This is a genomic window from Allobranchiibius sp. GilTou38, from assembly GCF_017565325.1.
Lineage (GTDB): Bacteria > Actinomycetota > Actinomycetes > Actinomycetales > Dermatophilaceae > Allobranchiibius > Allobranchiibius huperziae.
This window is the reverse complement of the sequence record NZ_JAGEKN010000008.1, coordinates 250,113-269,893: the sequence shown is the minus strand read 5'-3', so window position 1 is coordinate 269,893 and position 19,781 is coordinate 250,113. Positions and strand designations below refer to the sequence as shown.

Genomic DNA, 19,781 nt, shown 5'->3' with positions numbered 1-19,781 from the left:
TCCATCCTGCTGCACGTCCGTGCGAGCCTGGGTGCGACGCGCGTGAGCGCCTCTCAATCAGGCGGTCGCGGGTGCGGTGGGCCACTTCCTGCGCACCCTCGTGTCACGTACGCCGTCAGCGCTGGTGGGTGGCGTACCACTCCTCGCGCCGGTGGGTGCGTTCGGCGTCGACGATCGCCCGCGACGCGCTCTCGCGCGCGTCGACGTCCTCCGGGCGCTGCGGAAGTTCGTGGTCCTCCGCGACGTGCGACCCGTCGGCCGGCAGCGGGGCGGGCGCCTCGCGAGCTGCAGCGGCCCTGGCGTCTTTCGCGTCCTGCACGCTCGCCTCGAACTCGGCACGTCGGGCACTGCGCTCGGCCTCGACCTCGTCGCGCGCCCGCGAGCTACGCGGGGCGAACTGGGCGCGTACGGCCTCGACCGCCTCCCAGCGCTTGCTCCGCGGCAACGCCTCCTCGGACGCCTTCAGCTGCTCCTGGCGCTTCTTCTCCTGCGCTGCACGCTTCTTCGCGGCCTTGGCCTCGACGGCCGCCAGACGGTCACGGACGACGCGTTCGCGCTGAGCCTTCGCGACGGCGACGGCCGAGCGCTCGCTGCGCGCTCTCTCGATCTGCTCCCGCTGCTGTGCGGGATCACCGGACGTCGGGGTCATCACTGCCTGCCTTCCTGCGCTGGGGGAACTGTCCTGCCGGTCGAGCCGGACATCGCCTACCTGCCGGGGGGTGTCGGTCACACTCTCATCCTTCGTGACCCGCATCGTGCGCACATCGGGCCCGTACGGGTTCTTGCCCTCCCTGGACTCGGCCTGATCCTGCACAAACCGCTCCAGGGCGCGGGAGTCGGGGCTCGCGGTCTCGCGTTCGGCCTCCGCACGCAGTCCATGGGCCTGCTCGACGAGAGCCAGCTGTTTATCGGACTTCTTCTCCAGGCCGCTCTCGTCGCGAGCGGGCAGCAGGATCATCTCCTCGGCGGGCATGCCCGAGCGCAGCTGTCGGGTGCGGATCAGCTCGGCGTCCAGCTCGGCACCGAAGAGCATGGCCAGGTTGGTGATCCAGAGCCACAGCAGGAACATGATCGCGCCGGCGAAGATGCCGTAGGTCTTGGTGTAGCTGGATCCGTTGGTCAACGTGAAGTAGGTCAGCAGGACCACCGAGCCGATGACCCAGACCACGAAGGCCACGAGCGCTCCCCAGCTGAGCAGCATTCGCTTGGTCTTGCGCACGTTCGGGGTGGCCCAGTAGAGCAACGAGATCAGGAATACGACGATCAGGACCACGAAGGGCCACTTCGCGATGTCCCAGATCGTGACCGCCTGGCTCGGGATGCCGACCTCCGCCGCGATCGAGGTGGCCACCTTGCCGGTCGTCGTGAGGGCGAACATCAGGATCATGATCAGGACGATGTCGACGACCGTGACCAGCAGCTGGACCGGGCGCAACCGGATGAACGGGCGGCCCTCGCCGATGTCGTAGATCTGGTTGAGCGTGCGACCGAAGGCCCCGATGTATCCCGAGGCCGACCAGATCGCGCCGGCGATGCCGACGATCAACGCAATGATGCCGCCACCGGCGGTGTTGATGTTGTTGATGAAGTCGGTGATCGCGTGCAGATCCTTGGGCGACTTCCCCGCGATCGACGCCAGGATGTTGACCAGGCTCGTCGTGGTCTTCTTGCCGTTGCCGAACACGTTGATGAGGGACAGCAACGCGATCAGCCCGGGGAAGAGGGACTGCATGGCGTAGTAGGTCAGCGCCGCTGCCTTGTCCGTGCAGTCGTCCTGGGAGAAGCGGGCGCGAGCACGTTTGAGGGCGACCGACCAGGACGGCTTCTCCGGCGCCAGCGGCACCTCGTCCTGCGGCCGTTCGACGGGCAGGTCCGGTATGACAGTCATCGCATCGGTCCTTCGAGTCGGGGCGTGCGCCGTACGTGGAAACCTACCCGCCCCAGGCCGGGATGCGCCCCACCGGAATCGATTTCGCGACGGCAGAACGCCCCTGATACAGTCTGCGAGGCCTTGCGGTCCTCGCGCCATTAGCTCAATTGGCAGAGCAGCTGACTCTTAATCAGCGGGTTTGGGGTTCGAGTCCCTGATGGCGCACCACCTCGCAGTACGACTGATGCCCGGCAGCATGTGCTGCCGGGCATCAGTCGTTCCTGGCGGCGCCTCAGCCGACGTACGCCGCAGGCACCTTGCTAAGGTCGACGCGCAGCAGCTGGCCGGTGTCCTGGGTGCCGTCGGGCAGCAGCTTCGCGTGCAGCTGGAACGGCGGCGTGTCGTTCGACAGTCCGTCGATGCCGAAATCGCTGTCGTTGGAGATGACCACCTGACGACCGTGGTTCAAGACGGCCACGCCCTCGATCTTGTCGTGGCCGAAGAAGCCGCCCTTGGGATCGATCGCCGTCACGAGGCCGGCGACGTCGAGGAAGAGGCTCGCGGTGACCGGGCGGATGTGCGCGGCCTCGAGCAGCGACGCGGAGTCCGCCGTGTCGGCCTTGCCGACCAGGCCCTCGATGGTCTTGCCGCCGACCAGCAGGCCGCCGGCCGAGTCGTCGTACCGCGCCCCCGGCACCGTGGCGAACTTGCCGACGTCCGTGGCGCCGCGCAGGTCGACCTTGTAGAGCTTCTTGTTCGCGCCGGGCTCCATCTTCCCGTCGCGCTCGTCGACCAGGAAGGTGTGGTCGTCGATCGCGCTGATCTCGCTGACGGCGGTGGTCGGCCCTGCCGTGTTGTGCAACAGGTAAAGATATTCAGCGGTCCGCCGGGTCCGCAGATCGATCGTGACGATGCGCACCGGCGTGACGTTCTTGGACTTGGGGCCGTCGGGGGCGTTCAGCCCGGCCTGCATGATGCCCACCAGGGTCCGCCCGTCCGGGGTGACCGTGAGCCCCTCCATCCCCTCGTTGGGCTCACGCTCGCGCAACTCGACCGGCACGGAGCCGTCGAACGGGCTGAGCCGTTCCAGCTGGCGACCGTCCCGGGAGAAGTGCGTGACGAACGGGCCGTACTCGTCCGAGACCCAGAAGCTGCCGTCCCGCATCGCGACGAGCCCCTCGGGGTCGTAGCCGTACGGGCTCGGCGCGAGCACCTTGCCTTTCAGGTCGGTGATCGTCTCGCCGGTGCTCCCGGCGAGGCTGACCCGGCCGTTGTACGGCGTGCCGTCCGCGGCCCGCAGCGGAATCGACTGGAGCAGCTTGGCTTGTCCGCCCACCAGACGGAACTTGCCGATGGCCGGGGTGAAGCCCGGCAGCGGCTCCACCTTGGTGCCGTTCGGGCCGTCGGCGTTAGGGCCGCGGTCGGTCAGACCGTAGAAAACGGTGGAGGACCCGGGCTGCGCGGTGAACGACGACCCGTAACCGGCCCCGTCGATGCGGACACCGCCCACGGTGCCCAGCGACGGGACCTGCTCGGTGAACAGCTGCACCGCCGCGCGCGGATCAGCGGGCTTGTGCGGTGCTGGGTGGGCGAGGGCCGGGGTCGCGGTCACGGCGAGCGCGCCGACCGACACGACGGCCGCGCAGACTGCGGCGGTTCTGCTCATGCGAGGGGTCATCGAGGGTCCTCCTGGGGCGGGCGACCCCGACCGGACGCCGGGGGCTGCACGCACCCCACCCCCCGAAGCTGTCCGGGAGGTGACGAGCGGGAGTGATCCGGATGAACGACGGATCAGAGGTAGAGGCCGGTGCCGCCCTCGTCGGTCTCGTCCTGGGCGATGGCGTGCAGGTCGCGCTCACGCAGCAGGATGTAGTCGCGTCCGGACAGTTCGACCTCAGCGCGCTCCTCGGGGTCGAAGAGCACCCGGTCGCCGACCTGCGCCTGTCGCACGTGCTGGCCCGTGGCCATCACCAGCCCCCACACCAGTCGCCGGCCCACGCTCGCGGTCGCGGGGATGACGATCCCGCCGCCGGAACGTCGTTCTCCCGCCTCCCCCTCGGTGGAGACGAGCAGCCGGTCGTGCAGCATCCGGATCGGCAGGCGACCCGGTTGCGGCGCGGGCTGGCCGCCGTTCGACAACGTCAGGAACGAGCCCGGCGCAGCAGACCGAGCAGGAGAGACACGGCGCCGATGCCACCGACCGCGTACCCGATCTTGTCGGTCTCCAGCTCACCGGTGGGGGTGCGGGTCAGGTCGTTGACCTTCAGCTTCGCGCCCTCGGCACCGCGCCGGGCGATCTCCTTGGGCTGCGCGCGGAAGGCGAGCTCGTCGATGGTGCTGGCCAGACGCTCACGGCTGGCGGCGAGGTCGGCCTCGATGTCCTTGGCGGTCGGCGCTGCGGGCTTGGACTTGTCGGCCATGGAATCTCCTCGAGAGGGGCGTGGTGGGTCGCACTGAGCTGCATCGACCGGCGTTCGGACTCAGCTGAGACGATAACGCACCTGCAACCCGACGATCTGGGAGTACAACGTGACACGACTCGATACCGGCGACACCGCACCGGCGTTCACCCTCACCTCGCACACCGGGGAGCAGGTCTCCCTCTCCGACTACGCCGGCCGGCACCTGGTGATCTTCTTCTACCCGGCGGCCATGACGCCCGGATGCACCACCGAGGCCTGCGACTTCCGCGACTCGCTGGAGCCGCTGCGGGCGGCCGGGTACGACGTGCTGGGCATCTCCCCCGACGGCCCGGACAAGCTGGTGAAGTTCGCCGAGAAGGAGTCGCTGACCTACCCGCTGCTCGCCGACCCCGACAAGGGCGTGCTTGAGGCGTACGGCGCGTGGGGCGAGAAGAAGCTCTACGGCAAGACCGTCGTCGGCGTGATCCGCTCGACCTTCGTGGTCGACCCCGACGGCAGGATCGCCCTGGCGAAGTACAGCGTGCGGGCCACCGGGCACGTCGCATCGCTGCGGAAGGCACTGCAACTCGCCTGAGCCTCGCTGCGCCTTACGATGATCCGGCGCGCGAGTGGCGGAACTGGCAGACGCGCCAGGTTTAGGTCCTGGTGCCTTCGGGTGTGCGGGTTCGAGTCCCGCCTCGCGCACGTCGACGATCGCCCCGGGCGTCGGGTGGGCACGAGTTCGGGGCGGGTCCCGCTGCACGCTGACGGTGTTCGCGTTCGTTGACGGTGTTCGAACGCCGTCAATGGTCGTGAACGCCGTCAGCGTCACGCTGCGGGTCTCTGTCCGGGCTGGGTGGGCATCAGACCCGCGACGCCACGAGCTCGTCGAGCATCTGCGCGATGCTGCCGATCACCACCGACAGATGGCCCTCGCCGTGCAGCAGGTGCGCGCGGACGCCCGGAAGGTGCCCCGCCAGCCACTCACCGTGTGCGAACGGCACCATCAGGTCCTCGCTGCCCTGCCACAGGGAGGTCGGCACCCGCACCTGCGCGAGGTCGAACCCCCACGGCCGCACGAACGCCAGGTCGTCGTCGAGCCAGCCGTCGCCACTGACCCGCAGACCGTCGCGGAAACCGGCGGCCAGGTCGTCGCCGAACTCCTCGCTCAGCACTGCGCGGTCGACCTGCGGGAGCAGCGAGGACATGCTCTCGATGATGTTCTGCGGGGTCGCGTCCGCCAGCTCACGCACCGACGTCTCCATCACCTCGCGCCACCTGGTCTCGCCGGCCCGGGTCGCGTCGAACTCCTCGACGTTGTCCTCGCCCATCCCGGCCAGGAAGTCCAGACCGGCCGCGTCGTACGGCGCGACACCGGCCATCACGAGCACACCGCCGAACCGCTCCGGCGCGAGCGCCCCGCACGCCAGCGCGTGCGGTCCGCCGCCCGACCACCCGGCGGTGACACACCGCGCCACCCCGAGGTGGTCGAGGATCGCGATCATGTCGGGCACGACCGCGGCCACGTCGCGGCCGGGGTTACGAGTCGAATCGCCATACCCCGCGCGGGCGTACGTGACGGTGCGCAGACCCAGATCCGCGGCCGCACGGACCAGGAAGCCGAACGCCGGCACCGAGCCCGGAGTGCCGTGATGGAAGAGCAGCACCGGCGCGTCGTCGGGTCCGTCGACGCGTACGTCGAGGCGTCGGCCGTCCGGCAGGTCGATCAGGGTCATCGCGTCACTCTCTCGAGGAGAGCACGCAGAACTCGTTGCCCTCGGGGTCGGCCAGCACGGCCCAGGTGACCTCAGTGTCGTCCTGGCCGACGTCGACCCTGGTGGCGCCCCGGTCCAACAGCGCCTGGATCTTGGCGTCCCGGTCCTGGGTGGTGTGCGGCGCGAGGTCGATGTGCAGGCGGTTCTTGACCATCTTGCGCTCCGGCACCTGCACGAAGACCAGCCCGGGACCCACCTGCAGCCACTCCTGCACGGACGCCGGGGTGGTCGTCATCGCGTGCGGCGGGACGATCACGGCCTCCTCCGGCGACTCGTAGGCCAACTCCCAGTCCAGCGTCTGCGCCCACCACCGGGCCTGGGCCGCCAGGTCGTGACAGTCGACGACCACGGTCCACCAGCGCATCGCCATGGCGGTAAGACTCCCGTCGCGACGGCGCCGGCGCAAGACCGCGCGCCGTACGCCGGCATCTCGCCTAGTCTCCCCGGATGGCCACGGACACCCCGCTCGCCCGCAAACCCGTCCTCACCAGCGAGCGTGTCGTGCTGCGGCCGTTCGAGGAGCGCGACCTGCCGGTCATGGCGGCGGCGATCGGCGACCCCGACGTACGGCGGTTGACCGGGAGAGTGACCTCCACCGCCCAGGCGGAGGCGGGTCGCACGGAGCCCGATGACGAGCTGCGTGCGTGGTACCTGTCGCGGGCCGAGCAACCCGACCGGCTCGACCTCGCGGTCATCGACGTGGTCACCGACCGATGCGTCGGCGAGGTCGTGCTGAACGATTGGGATCCGGCGGCGCGCAGCTGCAACTTCCGGATCCTGCTCGCACCGCAGGGACAGGGCCGCGGCCTGGGGACGGACGCGACCGCCCTGATCGTGGAGCACGGGTTCGCGGTCGGCCTGGAGCGGATCACCTTGACGGTGTTCACCTTCAATCCCCGGGCCCTGCGTATGTACGAGCGCGTCGGGTTCGCGATCGAGGGCACCCGCCAGCACGCCCTGGAGTACGACGGCGTCTGGCACGCCGAGCACCTGATGGCGATCCACCCCGACGACCCGCGACCGGCGGCACCGGTGCTGGAGCAGGTGGAGCTGCACGTCAGGGAGGGGCAGGAGGCGGCGTACGAGGCGGCGTTCGCCCAGGCGGCGCCGATCATCCGCCGTCAGACCGGGTGCCGCTCCGTGAGACTCGTCCGATCGGTCGAACACCCCTCGCACTACGTGCTTTCGGTGGAATGGGCGCGGGTCGCGGATCACACTGTCGGCTTCCGCGAGTCGGCGGATTACGAGCAGTGGCGGACGCTGCTGCATCCGTTCTACGAGCAGGTCCCACCCGTCGACCACTACGTCGACGTGCACCGCGGCTGATCGCCGCGCGCCTTTCCCCGCCCGTCAGCTGACGGTGAAGGTCACCGAGTGCAGACCGGTCGAGCCGTTCGGCGGGGGCGGCGCCTCGGCCGAGATCTGCACCTGCCCCTTCGCGTCGACAGCACGCACCGTGGCGGTGTGCCGACCCTTCGTCGCGGGCCAGTGCAGCACCCACTGCCGCCACGCGTCGACGGTGGCCTGTTCGCCCAGCTTGGCGCTCTGCCACGGACCGTCGTCGATGCGCACCTGCACGCCACTCACGCCGGTGTGCTGGTCCCAGGCGACACCCGCGATGGGCACGGTGCCGTCCGCGCCTGGTGAGACCGACCGCCCGTCGCGCGGCACGTCGATGCGCGAGGAGATCTTCACCGGTCCCATCGCCGACCAGCCGCGCGGAATCCAGTAGCCCTGGTCCTTCGCGTACGTCGTGACCTTCAGCTGGGTGAGCCACTTGGTCGCGCTCACGTAGCCGTAGAGGCCCGGGACGACCAACCGCACGGGATACCCGTGCTCCACCGGCAGCGCCTTGCCGTTCATCGCGACCGCCAGCAGGGCGTTGCGATCATCGGTCAGCGCGCCGATCGGCGTACCGGCGGTGAACCCGTCGACACTGGTGGACAGCACCATGTCGGCACCCGCCTGCGGTCCCGCCAGCTTGAGCAGCTCGCGCACGGGCCACCCGGTCCAGATCGCGTTGCCGTTGAGGCTGCCGCCCACCTCGTTGGACACGCACATCAGGGTGATCATGGCCTGCTGCATCGGCTTGGACAGCAACGTCTTCCAGTCAATCTCGACCTCGTGGTCGACCATTCCGGTGACCTTCAGTTTCCACCCGGATGCTTCGACCTGCGGCACCTGCAGCGCCGTGTCGATGCGGTAGAACTGCCCGTTCGGCACGATGTACGGCGTGATGCCGGGTACGTCGACCGGAGCACCGGCCGGCACCTGCACCGGATGTTGCACCTCCGGGGCCACGAAGGTCGCGCGCGCGGCCTGGATCGCCCGCGCACTGCCGCTCACGGCACGCCCCGCTGCCAGGGCGAGGCCTCCCCCGACGACACTCAGCATCGTCCAGGTGAGCACCTGCCGGCGCTCGGTGGTGATCTCACGCCGGCCGACGCCCACGCTCAGCAGCCCACGCCACCGGTGCAACACCCACAGACCCATCAGTCCGCCGACGACCGTCGGGATCAGATCGGCGGGACGTGCGCCCGGGCGGGTGAGGACCGCGGCCATGGCGACGGCGATCAGCACGACGAACCCCACGAGCGCGGCCACCGGCAGGCGCCGCAGCAGCAGACCGATCAGGCACGAGAGCAGGAAGAGCACGACGCCGATGCCGGCCAGCAGCACCGCCTTGTCGTTGGTGCCGAAGTTATTGACCGCGAAGTCCTTCAACCACGGGGGTGTCCGATCGATGAAGGCCTCTCCCACGGCGATCACCGGGGAAGGGATCCCACCACTCCACCCGAACCGCTCCATGAGACCGGCCAGCAGCTCGGCCACCCCGATGGTGACCGCGCCGGCCGCGACACCTCCCAGCACCGCGACCCACGCGCGGGCCGCGGATGGTTCGTGGGTCGTCTCTTCGGCCTCGCGCACAGTGCTCACGTGAGGGTGTCCCCCAGGTCCTCGCGAATGGCCCGCATCGCGATTGCTCGATGAGAGATCTGATTCTTCTCCTGCGCGGGCAGCTGCGCCAGGGTGCGCCCGTCGGGGAGCTCGAAGATCGGGTCGTAGCCGAACCCATCGGTGCCGCGTTGGTTGCGGGTGATGATGCCGTGCAGCTCGCCGCGGCGGATCCGTTCGGCGCCGCCGGGCAGCGACAGCACCATGCAGCACACGAAATGGGCGGCCATCGTGGCTGTGACGTCCATCGTCTGGGAGAGCAGAAGGTCGATGTTCGCCTGGTCGGCGCCGTGCGTGCCGGCCCACCGCGCGCTGAAGACGCCGGGGCAACCGCCGAGCACGTCGACCGACAACCCGGAGTCGTCCGCGATGGCAGGAAGCCCGGTCGCCGCGGCGACCGCGCGCGCCTTGAGCGTGGCGTTCTCCTCGAACGTCACTCCCGACTCCACCACATCCTGCACATCAGGAAATTCGGAGACATCGACGATGCGGATGCCCTGCAGCCCCGACCATCCGTCGATCAACGCACGGAATTCGCGCAATTTGCCGACGTTGCGCGTCGCGAGTACGACGGTCGTCATCGGCGGTGCTCACCGAGCGGTACGGCGAGCGCCTCCTGCTGCTTGCGGGTCAGCTCCTCGATGCCGTCGGCCGCCAGTGCCAGCAGGCTGTCCAGCTCGGACCGGTCGAAGGGCGCGCCCTCGGCCGTGCCCTGCACCTCGACGAACCCACCGGCGCCCGTCATCACGACGTTCATGTCGGTCTGCGCGGTCGAGTCCTCCGGGTAGTCCAGGTCGAGCACCGGCTGTCCGTCGACGATGCCGACGCTGATGGCCGCGATCGACCCGGTGAGCGGCTGCGCACCCTTGGCGATCAGCCCGTTGGCGCGGGCGTCCTCGATCGCGTCCGCGAGTGCGACGTACGCGCCCGTGATGGATGCCGTGCGGGTGCCGCCGTCTGCCTGGAGCACGTCGCAGTCGAGCACGATCGTGTTCTCCCCCAGGGCTTTCGTGTCGATGATGGCGCGCAGGCTGCGTCCGATGAGCCGGGAGATCTCGTGGGTGCGGCCGCCCACCTTGCCCTTGCGCGACTCGCGGTCGGAGCGGGTGTTGGTGGCGCGCGGCAGCATCTCGTACTCCGCGGTGATCCAGCCCGTGCCGCGACCCTTCATCCAGCGCGGCACCCCCTCGGTGAACGACGCTGCGACCAGGACGCGGGTCTTGCCGAACTCCACCAGCACGCTCCCCTCCGCGTGGTCCAGCCACCCGCGGGTGATGCGCACCTCGCGCAGCTCGTCGGCCGCGCGGCCGTCGTGGCGGCCGGCGCCCCGGGAACTGGCGGAGGTCGCTGCGGTCGGGGTCGAGGTGGTGGTGTCCGTCATGCCTCCACGATAGGAGGCCCCCCTGACCGTTCCCTCCCCGCCGTCCGCCGATCAGATGTCGTACGCCGCGCCGGGACGGGCCAGCTCGACGTCGCCGGGCCAGATGCCGGCGGCCTCCTTGCGGCAGGTCTCCGGGTCGTTCCACGGCGGGATGTGGGTGAGCATCAGGCGCCCGACGCCGCCGGCGTCGAGCGCCGCCTGCGCCGCCCGCGCACCGGTCAGGTGGATGCCCTCCACGGTGTCGCGGCCCTCGACGAACGCCGAGTCGGTCAGGGCGAGGTGCGCGCCGCCCAGCAGGTCGGTGAGCGCGCCGCACACATCGGTGTCACCGGTATAGGCGAGCGTCCGGCCGTCGGCCTCGATGCGTACGCCGTACGCCTCGACCGGGTGGTTGACCAGACGAGGGGTGAGAGTGAACGGCCCGACCGTGAAGCTCCGGCCGGAGGTGAGGGTGCGGAAGTCGAACTCGGGGTCAAGGCCGTGTACGTCCTGGGTCTCCTCCAGTGTGACGCCGTTCGCGCGGGAGATGCGTGCCCCGGTGTCCTGCGGACCGTAGACCGGTATCGGCGGGTGCGATCCCGCAGTGACCATGGGGTCGTACTTCTGCACGACGAACAGTCCGCACAGATCGAGACAGTGATCGGGGTGCAGGTGACTAAGAACGATCGCGTCGATCTCGTCCAGACGCACGTGCCGCTGCAGCGGACCGAGCGCGCCGTTGCCGAGGTCGAGCACGACGCTCCACAGACGGCCCTCGTGCTCGGCCTGCACCAGATAGCACGAGGCGGGCGAGTCGGGACCGGGGAACGAGCCGGAGCATCCGACGACGGTGAGCTTCATCGGGCCGACCCCGTCATCGCCTCCAACGGGTGCTCGAGAGCACCCGACGAGCCGTGCGTGTCACCACGGTCCGTCGGGTCTGCCTCAGGCGTCGCAGCATCGTGCTGGGCGAAGTCGTTGACGAAGACGTGATCGAACTCCGGGCCCATCCCGAGGAAACGCTTGGATAGCGCGCGGAACCTGTCGGGGTCACCGGTGGTGGTGAAGGAATGCTCGGGCGCTGCGAGGTGATCCGGTCGCAACTCGTGACGGTCGGCGAGCACCCGGTAGACGTCCTTGGCGGTCTCCTCGGCGGAGGACACCAGCGTGACACCGTCGCCCATCACGTAGGAGATCACCGCCGTCAGCAGCGGGTAGTGCGTGCACCCGAGCACCAGCGTGTCGATGTCACGCTCGCGCAGCGGCTCCAGATACTCCCGCGCGTACGACAGCATCTCCGGGCCCCCGGTGACGCCGGACTCGACCAGATCCACGAACCGTGGGCACGGCTCGCTCGTCACCTGCAGTTGCGGTGCCGCGGCGAACGCGTCGAGGTAGGCGCCGGACTGATGCGTGCCCTTTGTGGAGATGATCCCGACCCGCCCGTTGCGGGTGGCGCGCACGGCCCGGCGTACGGCCGGGCGGATCACCTCGACGACCGGCACGTCGTAGCGTTCCCGCGCATCGTGCAGGACCGCGGCGCTGGCGGTGTTGCAGGCGATCACCAGCACCTTGACGCCGTGGTTGACCAGCCGGTCCAGGCACTGCAGAGCGAAGGCTCGGGTCTCGGCGATGGGCCGCGGGCCGTACGGCGCGCGCAGCGTGTCGCCCAGGTAGGCGACCGACTCGTGGGGGAGCTGATCCAGGACTGCACGGGCGACGGTGAGCCCGCCGTAGCCGCTGTCGAAGATCCCGATCGGCGCATCAGACACGATGGAAGCCTACGGTCGGGTCCGGCCGCCGACCGCCAGGTGGCCGGAGATGTTCGTCACGCGTCGGCGCCGTGCCGGACGAACGGGTTGCGCAGCACGCCGATGTCCTCGATCTCGACCTCGACGCTCTGCCCGGACTCGACGGGCCCGACTCCCTCGGGCGTGCCGGTGAGGATCACGTCGCCGGGCAGCAGCGTGAACGCCTGCGACGCGTACGAGATCAGCGTGGGGATGTCGTGGATCATGTCGGCGGTCGTGCCGTCCTGCACCACCTCATCGCCCCGGCGGGTGCGCAGCCGCAGGTCGCTGACGTCCAGGTCGGTCTCGATCCAGGGGCCGAGGGGGCAGAACGTGTCGAACCCCTTCGCCCGCGACCACTGCCCGTCGCTCTTCTGCAGGTCGCGCGCGGTGACGTCGTTGGCGCAGGTGTAGCCGAAGATCACCGACCGCGCCTCCTCCACCGACACGTCGCGGCACATCCGGCCGATGACGACCGCGAGCTCGCCCTCGTAGTCGACCCGCTCGCTCTGCCGCGGCATGACGACCGGGTCGCCGGGGCCGACGACGGCGGTGTTAGGGATGAGGAACATGAGCGGTTCCTTCGGCGCCTCGCCCCCCATCTCGCGGGCGTGCTCGGCGTAGTTCTTGCCGATGCCGATCACCTTCGAGCGCGGGATCACCGGCGCGAGCAGGCGCACCTCGTCGACCGTGGTGGTGACGCCGGTGAGCTCGATCTTGGAGTAGAGGGGGTCGCCGCTGATCTGGGCGATCTTCTCCCCCGCGCCGTCGACCAGCCCGTACGTCGGATCCTCGCCTGTCGTGTACCTCGCAATACGCACGTGTCGACCTTAATCACGCCGGGCGACACCGGCGAACCGAGACCGCCCAGCGATGCGGGCCGGCGGAGCTCGCGATCAGCGCGCGACCGCCGCGCGAGCGACCGGTTCCGCGCGCGACGGACACCGCAGCATCCCGAAGGTGAAGGAGTCGACCAGCGCGATCCAGCTGGCGTGCACGATGTTCGGGCCCACCCCCACCGTGGTCCAGGTGCGCTCGCCGTCGGTGGTGTCGATGAGCACCCTGGTGGTCGCGTCGGTGCCGTGATCGGCGTCGAGGATCCGGACCCGGAAATCGATGAGCTCCAGCTCGACGAGGCGCGGGTACGCCGGGGTGAGCGCCTGCCGCAGCGCGTGGTCCAGCGCGTTGACCGGACCGTTGCCCTCTCCCACCGCGACCTGCCGGCGTCCCTCGACGCGAAGCTCCAGGGTCGCCTCGGACAGCGCGCTCGCGCTCCCCTCGGCATCGGTGCGCACCCGCCACGACTCCAGCTCGAAGAGGGCGGCGGGCCGCCCCTGCACCTCCTCGTGCAGCAGCAGATCGAACGACGCGTCGGCTGCCTCGAAGGTCCACCCCGCGCCCTCGAGTTCCTTGACCCGGCGCAAGACCCGGGCCAGCAGCTCGGGCCGACCGGCGAGGTCGTAGCCGAGCTCGCGGCCCTTCAGCTCGATGCTCGCCCGGCCGGCCATGTCCGAGACCAGCGTGCGCATCTCGTTGCCCACCAGCGCCGGGTCGATGTGTTGATAGAGGTCGGGGTCGACCCGTAGGGCGCTCGCGTGCAGCCCGGCCTTGTGCGCGAACGCGCTCGCCCCGACGTACGGCGCTCGCTCGAAGGGCGGGAGGTTGGTGATCTCGCTGACGGCGTGACTCACGTGCACGGCAGCCGCGAGCTGCCCGTCACTCACCAGTGGCATGCCGAGCTTGAGCTGCAGGTTCGTGGTCACCGCGATGAGGTCGGCGTTGCCGGTGCGCTCGCCGTACCCGTTGACGGTGCCCTGCACGTGGGTCGCACCGGCTCGCACCGCCGCGATGCTGTTGGCGACGGCGCACCCTGTGTCGTTGTGACAGTGGATACCCAGACGCACTCCGGTGCGCTGGGCAGTCGCGGAGACGACACGCTCGATGTCGTGCGGCAGCATGCCGCCGTTGGTGTCGCAGAGGACGACCGCCTCCGCGCCGGCCTCGGCGGCCACCCGCACCACCTCGACGGCGTACGCCGGATCGGCCTCGTACCCGTCGAAGAAGTGCTCCGCGTCCAGGTAGACGGTGCGGCCGTGCGCGACCAGGTGGGCCACCGTGTCGGCGACCATCGCCAGGTTCTCCGCCGGAGAGGTGCGCAGCGCATCGGTCACGTGGCGCACGTGCGACTTGCCGACGAGCGTCACGACGGGGGTCTGCGCCTCCAGCAGCGCGGCGACCTGCGGGTCGTCGCACGCGCGTACGCCGGCGCGCCGGGTGCTCCCGAACGCCGCGAGCCGGGCGCTGCCCAGGACGAGCTCGGTGCGTGCCCGCCGGAAGAACTCGGTGTCCTTGGGGTTCGCGCCGGGCCAGCCGCCTTCGATGAAGCCGACCCCGAGCTGGTCGAGCAGACGCGCGACCGCCAGCTTGTCGTCGACGCTGAGGTGCAGACCCTCCTGCTGGGCGCCGTCGCGCAGGGTGGTGTCGTAGAGGTCGAAGCCGCTCATCGCGGGGCCTTTCGGGTGGGGCGGGGCGGGTCTTGGTGAAAACCCGACCCGGCGCCGTCTCCGGCGCGTGGGTGATGCCCGGGGACGAAAAAACCTCCCGAGGTAACGGGAGGTCGCGCGCCGGGTCGTCCGACGCGCTAGTCGATAATCGTCGCCGCGGAGGTGACCGCGGACCCGAGGGTCATCACGTCCGACATCGTGGCATCGCCCCTCACGTCCCGTCCACCATTCGACACCCCCGTCTCATCAGGTGGTCACACCACCGAGTGGCATACATATGTATCGAGTGGCATACCTGTAACCGGTGCACTCGATACATATGTATGCCACTCGGCGGATTTGTCCGGACCGTCAGGCGAGGCGGGTGAGCCAGCCGCGCGAGTCCTCGACCCGGCCGTACTGGAGATCCAGCAGCGACGAGCGGATCTGCAGCGCGACCTTGTCGTCGTGCCCCTCGCGGCGGTGGTCGCACGACCCGCCGTCCCACTTCAGCTCACCGACCGGGGTGACCACGGCGGCGGTCCCGCAGGCGAACACCTCGGCGATCTCCCCGGATGCGGCCCCGTCCTTCCACTCCTGGATCGGGATGCGCCGCTCCTCCGGCTGCAGGCCGAGGTCCTTGGAAAGCTCCAGGATCGAGTCGCGGGTGACGCCCTCCAGGATCGAGCCGGTCAGCTCGGGGGTGACCAGGCGGCCGTCCTTGTAGACGATGAACAGGTTCATCCCGCCGAGCTCTTCGATGTAGGTGTGCGACGAGGAGTCCAGGAAGACGGCCTGGTCGCAGCCGTGCTCGGCGCCCTCGAGCTGTCCGGCCAGGGACGAGGCGTAGTTGCCGCCGCACTTGGCCGCGCCGGTGCCGCCGTCGCCGGCGCGGGCGAAGTCGGTGGAGATCCACAGCGAGACGGGCTTCACTCCCCCGCTGAAGTACGCGCCGGCCGGAGAGGCGATGACGCAGAAGGTGACCTCGTTGGCCGGGCGGACGCCGAGGAACGGCTCGGAGGCGAACATGAACGGCCGCAGGTAGAGCGAGGTCTCGCCGCCGCCCGCAGGCGGCACCCACGCCTCGTCGATGGTGACCAGGGCGCGCAGCGCGTCGATGAAGTCCGCCTCCTGCATCACCGGCAGCGCCATCCGGGTGGCACTGCGGGCGAAGCGGGCGGCGTTCTGCTGGGGACGGAAGGTCCACACCGAGCCGTCGGCGTGGCGATAGGCCTTCATGCCCTCGAAGATCTCCTGCGCATAGTGCAGGACGGCCGCCGACGGGTCGATCGAGATCGGGCCGTACGGCGTGACCTTGGCGTCGTGCCAGCCGTCGCCCTTGGTCCAGGTCACCGTGACCATGTGGTCGGTGAAGTGGTTGCCGAAGCCGGGGTCGGCGAGCACCGCCGCACGGTCGGCGTCGCTCACGACGTCCTGGCGTCGGGTCACATCGAAGGTCAGTGCCATGGCGGTCTCCTCGGGGCGTGGGCGCGTCGGAGTGTGACGCGCGCTACAGGTGCGGCGGTGGGGCCAGGTTACGCCCGGGCGTCATACCCGACCCGCGATGGCGTCGCCGATCTGAGTGGTCGACCGGGGAGCGTCGCCACGCGACGCCAGGTCGGCCGCCACGGCCTCCTGCACCCGCCGCGCCTCGTCACCGCGCCCCAGGTGCTCCAGCAGCATCGCGACCGACAGGATCGTGGCCGTCGGGTCGGCCTTGGCCTGACCGGCGATGTCCGGGGCCGAGCCGTGCACCGGTTCGAACATCGAGGGCGCCGTGCGCTCGGGGTTGATGTTGCCCGAGGCGGCCAGGCCGATGCCGCCGGTCACCGCGGCCGCCAGGTCGGTGACGATGTCGCCGAAGAGGTTGTCGGTCACGATGACGTCGAAGCGGCCCGGGTCGGTGACCATGTAGATGGTCGCGGCGTCGACGTGCGCGTACGCGGTGCTCACCTCGGGGAACTCCGCGCCGACCTCCTCCACCGTCCGGCGCCACAGGTGCCCGGCATACGACAGCACGTTGTGCTTGTGGATCAGCGTGAGGTGCTTGCGAGGGCGGGCCTGGGCGCGGGCGAAGGCGTCCCGCACCGCGCGCTCGGCACCGAACCGGGTGTTGACGCTGACCTCGGTCGCGAGCTCGGCCGGGGTGCCTACCCGCAGTGCGCCGCCGTTGCCGGTGTACGGGCCCTCCGTGCCTTCGCGCACCACCACGAAGTCGATGCCGTCGGGCGCGACGCGCGCGACGTCCAGCGGCGAGCGCACGCCGGTGAAGAGGGTGGCGGGGCGCAGGTTGACGTAGTGGTCGAAGTCGAAGCGCAGCTTCAGCAGCAGCCCACGCTCCAGCACGCCGCTCGGGACGGACGGGTCGCCGATCGCACCGAGCAGTATCGCGTCGTGCCCGCGCAGCTCGTCCTCGACCGACTCCGGGAGGATCTCGCCACTCGCGTGCCAGCGCCGGGCGCCCAGGTCGTACTCGGTGCGGGAGACCTTGGCAGCGCTGACGGCCTCGAGCACCTTCAGCCCTTCGGCGACCACCTCCGGTCCGATGCCGTCGCCGCCGATCACGGCCAGGTCGATGGAGTCGGACGCGGTGCCTGCAGGAGTGCTCGTCATACCTCCGCAGGCTAGTCATCCGTCTTGCCATTTGAAACGCAGGTCTCGGATGACGAGACATGAGGATCAGCGGCCCGGGGGACGACGAAGGGCCCCGGCGTGCTGCCGGGGCCCTTCCGTCGAACGGAGTTCGTCGACTCAGTCGCGCAGATCCATCGATTCTTGCAACGCCCGCTGGATCTCGATCTGTTCTTCGGACATGGTCCGTCTCCTGCCGTGCTCGGTGTGGGCCACCGGACATCGCAGTGGGATCACCACCGATGTCAGTCCGTCCAAGCCATGACCGCCAGGCGCCGGTTGGGCGCCGTTCCGAGCACGACGTTAGACCCACTCATCCAAGACTCGATACCGCTATCTCGCCATTCGAGACGAGGCGGACGGCCGATCGGCGCCCACGATGCACGTCCTCGCACGACTCGGTTCGCCTACACTGACTGCCGAGTAACTTCCCTCACACCCGAAGAGACCCCTTGACGACGCTTGCTGCGAAGGAAGCCGCGCACAAGCGCGCCGCCAACACGCCGAAGAAGAAGCATCGGCCCGCGTTGGACGGCGTGCGGGCTCTCGCCATCGTGCTGGTGATGATCTTCCACGCCACCGACAACCTGCCGATGGGCGGTTTCTACTCGGTCGACGTCTTCTTCGTGTTGTCCGGCTACCTCATCGCCGGCCTGCTCATCTCGGAGAACCGCAAGTGGGGCTCGATCAACCTGGTGAGCTTCTACGTGCGCCGCGCCCGGCGGCTCCTGCCGGGACTGGTGCTCGCGGTGGTCGGCATCACGGTGATCTGCCCCTACGTGCTCGACCGGTACGCGCGCGCCACCATGCGCTCGGACGGGATCGCCACCGTCTTCTACTACGCCAACTGGCATTTCATCTCCGAGGGCGAGTCGTACTTCCAGCAGTACGGCGACCCCTCGCCGTACCGGCACATGTGGACCCTCGCCATCGAGGAGCAGTTCTACTTCGTGCTGCCGGCGTTGATGATCGCTCTCATCGCGATGACTCGCGGCAACCGGCGGCGCATCACTCAGATCCTGGTGGGGCTGTCGGTCCTGTCCGCCGTGTGGATGGCGTGGCTCTACAAGCCCGACGCCGACCCCTCCCGTATCTACTACGGCACCGACTGCCGCGCTCAGTCGCTGCTGCTGGGCAGCGCGCTGGCGGTCTATCTCAGCTACGCGCCGCGGCGCCGCCTGACGCGCAACTACCGACGCCTGACCGCGATCGGGGCGACGGGGATGGTCGTGATGGCCGCGTTCTTCCTGTTCGTCAGCTACCAGAACGACTTCACCTGGCGCGGCGGCTTCTTCGTCTTCGTGCTCGCCACCCTGGCGGTCATCGCGGTCGTGGAACTGGACCAGGAAGGCCCGATCGCCGCCATCTTCGGCTTCCGCTCGTTCGCCTGGATCGGCAAGATCTCCTACGGGCTCTACCTGTGGCACTGGCCGATCTTCGTGATGCTCACCCCCAAGCGGGTCGGATTCGGCGGTCCGGGCCTGTTCCTCCTGCGTTTCGTGCTCAGCTTCGCCGCCGGCGCCGCGTCGTTCTACCTCGTGGAGAACCCGATCCGCGTCAACGGGCTGCGCAAGTGGATCGGCACGCTCGGCGGCACGTTGAGCGGCGTCCTCGTCCTGCCCCTCACCGCGCTCGCGGTCATCTTCACGACCTCCGCCGCCAGCGGAAACCCCCTGGTGGACGGTCAGACCGGCAAGAGCTACGGCGTCGGCGGGATGGACGTGAACAAGCCGGTCCGGGTGCTGGTGCTGGGTGACTCGGTCGGGATCTCGCTGGAGTTCAGCTTCCCTCAGTCCGCCTTCCCCCAGGTCGGCCTCGACGGCAACGCCGTCTTCGGCTGCGGGCTCATGCCCCAGCAACTCGCCATCTACGGCAAGAAGCAGACCGCGAAAGCCGCCCCGGAATGCGCGAACCTCTACCCAGGCTGGAAGTCGCACCTGCAACGCGACAAGGACCCGGTCGTAGTGCTGAGCGTCGGCGGTTGGGAGGTCTTCGACCATGTCACCCCGACGGGTTCGATCGTGAAGGCGGGGACCCCGGCGTACGCCGCGTACCTGCTCTCCTACCTGAACAAGGCCTTGGCGCAGATCGGCCCGAACTCCAAGGTCGTCATCCCCAACGTGCCCTGTTACGACTGGACCTCCTCGGTGGTCGCCGGTGTCGACATCGCCCCGATCCGCAACGCGGCGTACCGCGGGAAGGCCGTCAACGCCGTCCTCGCGACGTTCGCCCGGCAACATCCCTCGCAGGTGCGCATCGCGGACGTGGCGTCGAAGCTGTGCCCAGGCGGCAAACCCCGCGACGTCATCGACGGGGTGAAGGTGCGCCTCGACGGGGTCCACTACACCGTCGCGGGCGGCAAGCTCGTCTGGGGCTGGCTGATGCCGACCATCTACGCGGCCGTCGGCTACAAGCCGACCGCTCCCACCACGCCGACGACCGCGGCCCCCACCACCTCGCAGTGACCTGAGAAACCAGTTGCAGAGGGTGCAGCGGGCCGCACCCTCCGGAACCG

Annotated in this window: 18 protein-coding genes and 2 tRNA genes; 5 read left to right on the top strand and 15 right to left on the bottom strand. The window is 69.6% G+C overall.

Features of this window, described 5'->3' with window-relative positions; translation table 11 throughout:
- Positions 1-115: 115 nt before the first annotated feature.
- Entirely contained in the window at positions 116-1,888 is a 1,773-nt protein-coding gene (locus JOB34_RS12810) for a YihY/virulence factor BrkB family protein (protein WP_208053070.1), read from the bottom strand.
- 134 nt (positions 1,889-2,022) lie between these two features.
- Between JOB34_RS12810 and JOB34_RS12805 the strand changes: the two genes are divergently transcribed.
- Positions 2,023-2,098: transfer RNA gene (locus JOB34_RS12805), tRNA-Lys, on the top strand.
- A gap of 64 nt (positions 2,099-2,162) precedes the next feature.
- On the opposite strand, the gene JOB34_RS12800 is transcribed toward JOB34_RS12805, so the two are convergent.
- The 3 genes from JOB34_RS12800 to JOB34_RS12790 all read right to left on the bottom strand — a co-directional run bounded on the left by JOB34_RS12800 (position 2,163) and on the right by JOB34_RS12790 (position 4,290).
- Positions 2,163-3,536 carry an esterase-like activity of phytase family protein gene (locus JOB34_RS12800; protein ID WP_208053069.1) on the bottom strand — a complete coding sequence of 458 codons (1,374 nt, stop codon included), beginning with the start codon at positions 3,534-3,536 and terminating at the stop codon, positions 2,163-2,165.
- Positions 3,537-3,661: 125 nt separating this feature from the next.
- Positions 3,662-3,958 (bottom strand): co-chaperone GroES, encoded by a 297-nt coding sequence (locus JOB34_RS12795; protein ID WP_179483734.1) that lies wholly within the window; start codon positions 3,956-3,958, stop codon positions 3,662-3,664.
- 53 nt (positions 3,959-4,011) lie between these two features.
- Positions 4,012-4,290 carry a DUF3618 domain-containing protein gene (locus JOB34_RS12790; RefSeq protein ID WP_179481853.1) on the bottom strand — a complete coding sequence of 93 codons (279 nt, stop codon included), beginning with the start codon at positions 4,288-4,290 and terminating at the stop codon, positions 4,012-4,014.
- Between the two features lie 109 nt (positions 4,291-4,399).
- On the opposite strand from JOB34_RS12790, the gene bcp reads away from it, so the two are divergent.
- Positions 4,400-4,867 (top strand): thioredoxin-dependent thiol peroxidase, encoded by a 468-nt coding sequence (bcp, locus tag JOB34_RS12785; RefSeq protein ID WP_208053068.1) that lies wholly within the window; start codon positions 4,400-4,402, stop codon positions 4,865-4,867.
- Positions 4,868-4,895: 28 nt separating this feature from the next.
- Positions 4,896-4,977 (top strand) — tRNA-Leu (locus tag JOB34_RS12780).
- 158 nt (positions 4,978-5,135) lie between these two features.
- Here the strand turns inward: JOB34_RS12780 and JOB34_RS12775 are convergent.
- The gene (locus JOB34_RS12775; RefSeq protein WP_208053067.1) at positions 5,136-6,008 is read right to left on the bottom strand and encodes an alpha/beta hydrolase; all 873 of its coding nucleotides are present in this window, start codon (positions 6,006-6,008) and stop codon (positions 5,136-5,138) included.
- Between the two features lie 4 nt (positions 6,009-6,012).
- On the bottom strand, positions 6,013-6,417 hold the full coding sequence (locus JOB34_RS12770; protein WP_208053066.1) for a VOC family protein: 405 nt from the start codon (positions 6,415-6,417) through the stop codon (positions 6,013-6,015).
- Positions 6,418-6,494: 77 nt separating this feature from the next.
- On the opposite strand from JOB34_RS12770, the gene JOB34_RS18170 reads away from it, so the two are divergent.
- Complete coding sequence (locus JOB34_RS18170) at positions 6,495-7,373, top strand: GNAT family N-acetyltransferase (protein WP_347813857.1); 879 nt, start codon at positions 6,495-6,497, stop codon at positions 7,371-7,373.
- Positions 7,374-7,397: 24 nt separating this feature from the next.
- Here JOB34_RS18170 and JOB34_RS12755 read toward each other — a convergent pair whose 3' ends face one another.
- The 9 genes from JOB34_RS12755 to JOB34_RS12715 form a co-directional block, all read right to left on the bottom strand.
- A complete protein-coding gene (locus JOB34_RS12755) occupies positions 7,398-8,984 on the bottom strand; it encodes a molybdopterin-dependent oxidoreductase (protein WP_347813856.1) in 1,587 nt (528 codons plus the stop codon).
- Entirely contained in the window at positions 8,981-9,583 is a 603-nt protein-coding gene (gene rdgB, locus JOB34_RS12750) for an RdgB/HAM1 family non-canonical purine NTP pyrophosphatase (RefSeq protein WP_208053065.1), read from the bottom strand. Before rdgB ends, JOB34_RS12755 begins: the two co-directional genes overlap by 4 nt.
- Entirely contained in the window at positions 9,580-10,383 is an 804-nt protein-coding gene (gene rph, locus JOB34_RS12745; protein WP_208053064.1) for a ribonuclease PH, read from the bottom strand. The genes rdgB and rph overlap by 4 nt, the downstream gene beginning before the upstream one ends.
- Positions 10,384-10,434: 51 nt before the next feature.
- Complete coding sequence (locus JOB34_RS12740) at positions 10,435-11,223, bottom strand: MBL fold metallo-hydrolase (RefSeq protein WP_179481867.1); 789 nt, start codon at positions 11,221-11,223, stop codon at positions 10,435-10,437.
- The gene (gene murI, locus JOB34_RS12735; RefSeq protein ID WP_179481869.1) at positions 11,220-12,134 is read right to left on the bottom strand and encodes a glutamate racemase; all 915 of its coding nucleotides are present in this window, start codon (positions 12,132-12,134) and stop codon (positions 11,220-11,222) included. The genes JOB34_RS12740 and murI overlap by 4 nt, the downstream gene beginning before the upstream one ends.
- A 56-nt stretch (positions 12,135-12,190) precedes the next feature.
- Positions 12,191-12,973: a fumarylacetoacetate hydrolase family protein gene (locus JOB34_RS12730; protein ID WP_179481871.1), complete on the bottom strand. Its 783-nt coding sequence runs from the start codon at positions 12,971-12,973 to the stop codon at positions 12,191-12,193.
- Positions 12,974-13,048: 75 nt separating this feature from the next.
- The gene (gene cimA, locus JOB34_RS12725) at positions 13,049-14,656 is read right to left on the bottom strand and encodes a citramalate synthase (protein WP_208053063.1); all 1,608 of its coding nucleotides are present in this window, start codon (positions 14,654-14,656) and stop codon (positions 13,049-13,051) included.
- Between the two features lie 351 nt (positions 14,657-15,007).
- Entirely contained in the window at positions 15,008-16,102 is a 1,095-nt protein-coding gene (locus JOB34_RS12720; protein WP_208053062.1) for a branched-chain amino acid aminotransferase, read from the bottom strand.
- 81 nt (positions 16,103-16,183) lie between these two features.
- On the bottom strand, positions 16,184-17,248 hold the full coding sequence (locus tag JOB34_RS12715; protein ID WP_208053061.1) for a 3-isopropylmalate dehydrogenase: 1,065 nt from the start codon (positions 17,246-17,248) through the stop codon (positions 16,184-16,186).
- 470 nt (positions 17,249-17,718) lie between these two features.
- On the opposite strand from JOB34_RS12715, the gene JOB34_RS12710 reads away from it, so the two are divergent.
- Positions 17,719-19,731: an acyltransferase family protein gene (locus JOB34_RS12710; RefSeq protein WP_208053060.1), complete on the top strand. Its 2,013-nt coding sequence runs from the start codon at positions 17,719-17,721 to the stop codon at positions 19,729-19,731.
- The last annotated feature ends 50 nt before the right edge of the window (positions 19,732-19,781 follow it).

Coding starts and splice junctions, on each gene's coding strand:
- JOB34_RS12715 (WP_208053061.1), bottom strand. CDS start 17,248: ATGACGAGCACTCCTGCAGGCACCGCGTCCGACTCCATCGACCTGGCC.
- rph (WP_208053064.1), bottom strand. CDS start 10,383: ATGACGGACACCACCACCTCGACCCCGACCGCAGCGACCTCCGCCAGT.
- JOB34_RS12795 (WP_179483734.1), bottom strand. CDS start 3,958: ATGCTGCACGACCGGCTGCTCGTCTCCACCGAGGGGGAGGCGGGAGAA.
- JOB34_RS12800 (WP_208053069.1), bottom strand. CDS start 3,536: ATGAGCAGAACCGCCGCAGTCTGCGCGGCCGTCGTGTCGGTCGGCGCG.
- cimA (WP_208053063.1), bottom strand. CDS start 14,656: ATGAGCGGCTTCGACCTCTACGACACCACCCTGCGCGACGGCGCCCAG.
- JOB34_RS18170 (WP_347813857.1), top strand. CDS start 6,495: ATGGCCACGGACACCCCGCTCGCCCGCAAACCCGTCCTCACCAGCGAG.
- rdgB (WP_208053065.1), bottom strand. CDS start 9,583: ATGACGACCGTCGTACTCGCGACGCGCAACGTCGGCAAATTGCGCGAA.
- JOB34_RS12790 (WP_179481853.1), bottom strand. CDS start 4,290: ATGGCCGACAAGTCCAAGCCCGCAGCGCCGACCGCCAAGGACATCGAG.
- JOB34_RS12720 (WP_208053062.1), bottom strand. CDS start 16,102: ATGGCACTGACCTTCGATGTGACCCGACGCCAGGACGTCGTGAGCGAC.
- JOB34_RS12770 (WP_208053066.1), bottom strand. CDS start 6,417: ATGGCGATGCGCTGGTGGACCGTGGTCGTCGACTGTCACGACCTGGCG.
- JOB34_RS12740 (WP_179481867.1), bottom strand. CDS start 11,223: ATGAAGCTCACCGTCGTCGGATGCTCCGGCTCGTTCCCCGGTCCCGAC.
- JOB34_RS12775 (WP_208053067.1), bottom strand. CDS start 6,008: ATGACCCTGATCGACCTGCCGGACGGCCGACGCCTCGACGTACGCGTC.
- JOB34_RS12810 (WP_208053070.1), bottom strand. CDS start 1,888: ATGACTGTCATACCGGACCTGCCCGTCGAACGGCCGCAGGACGAGGTG.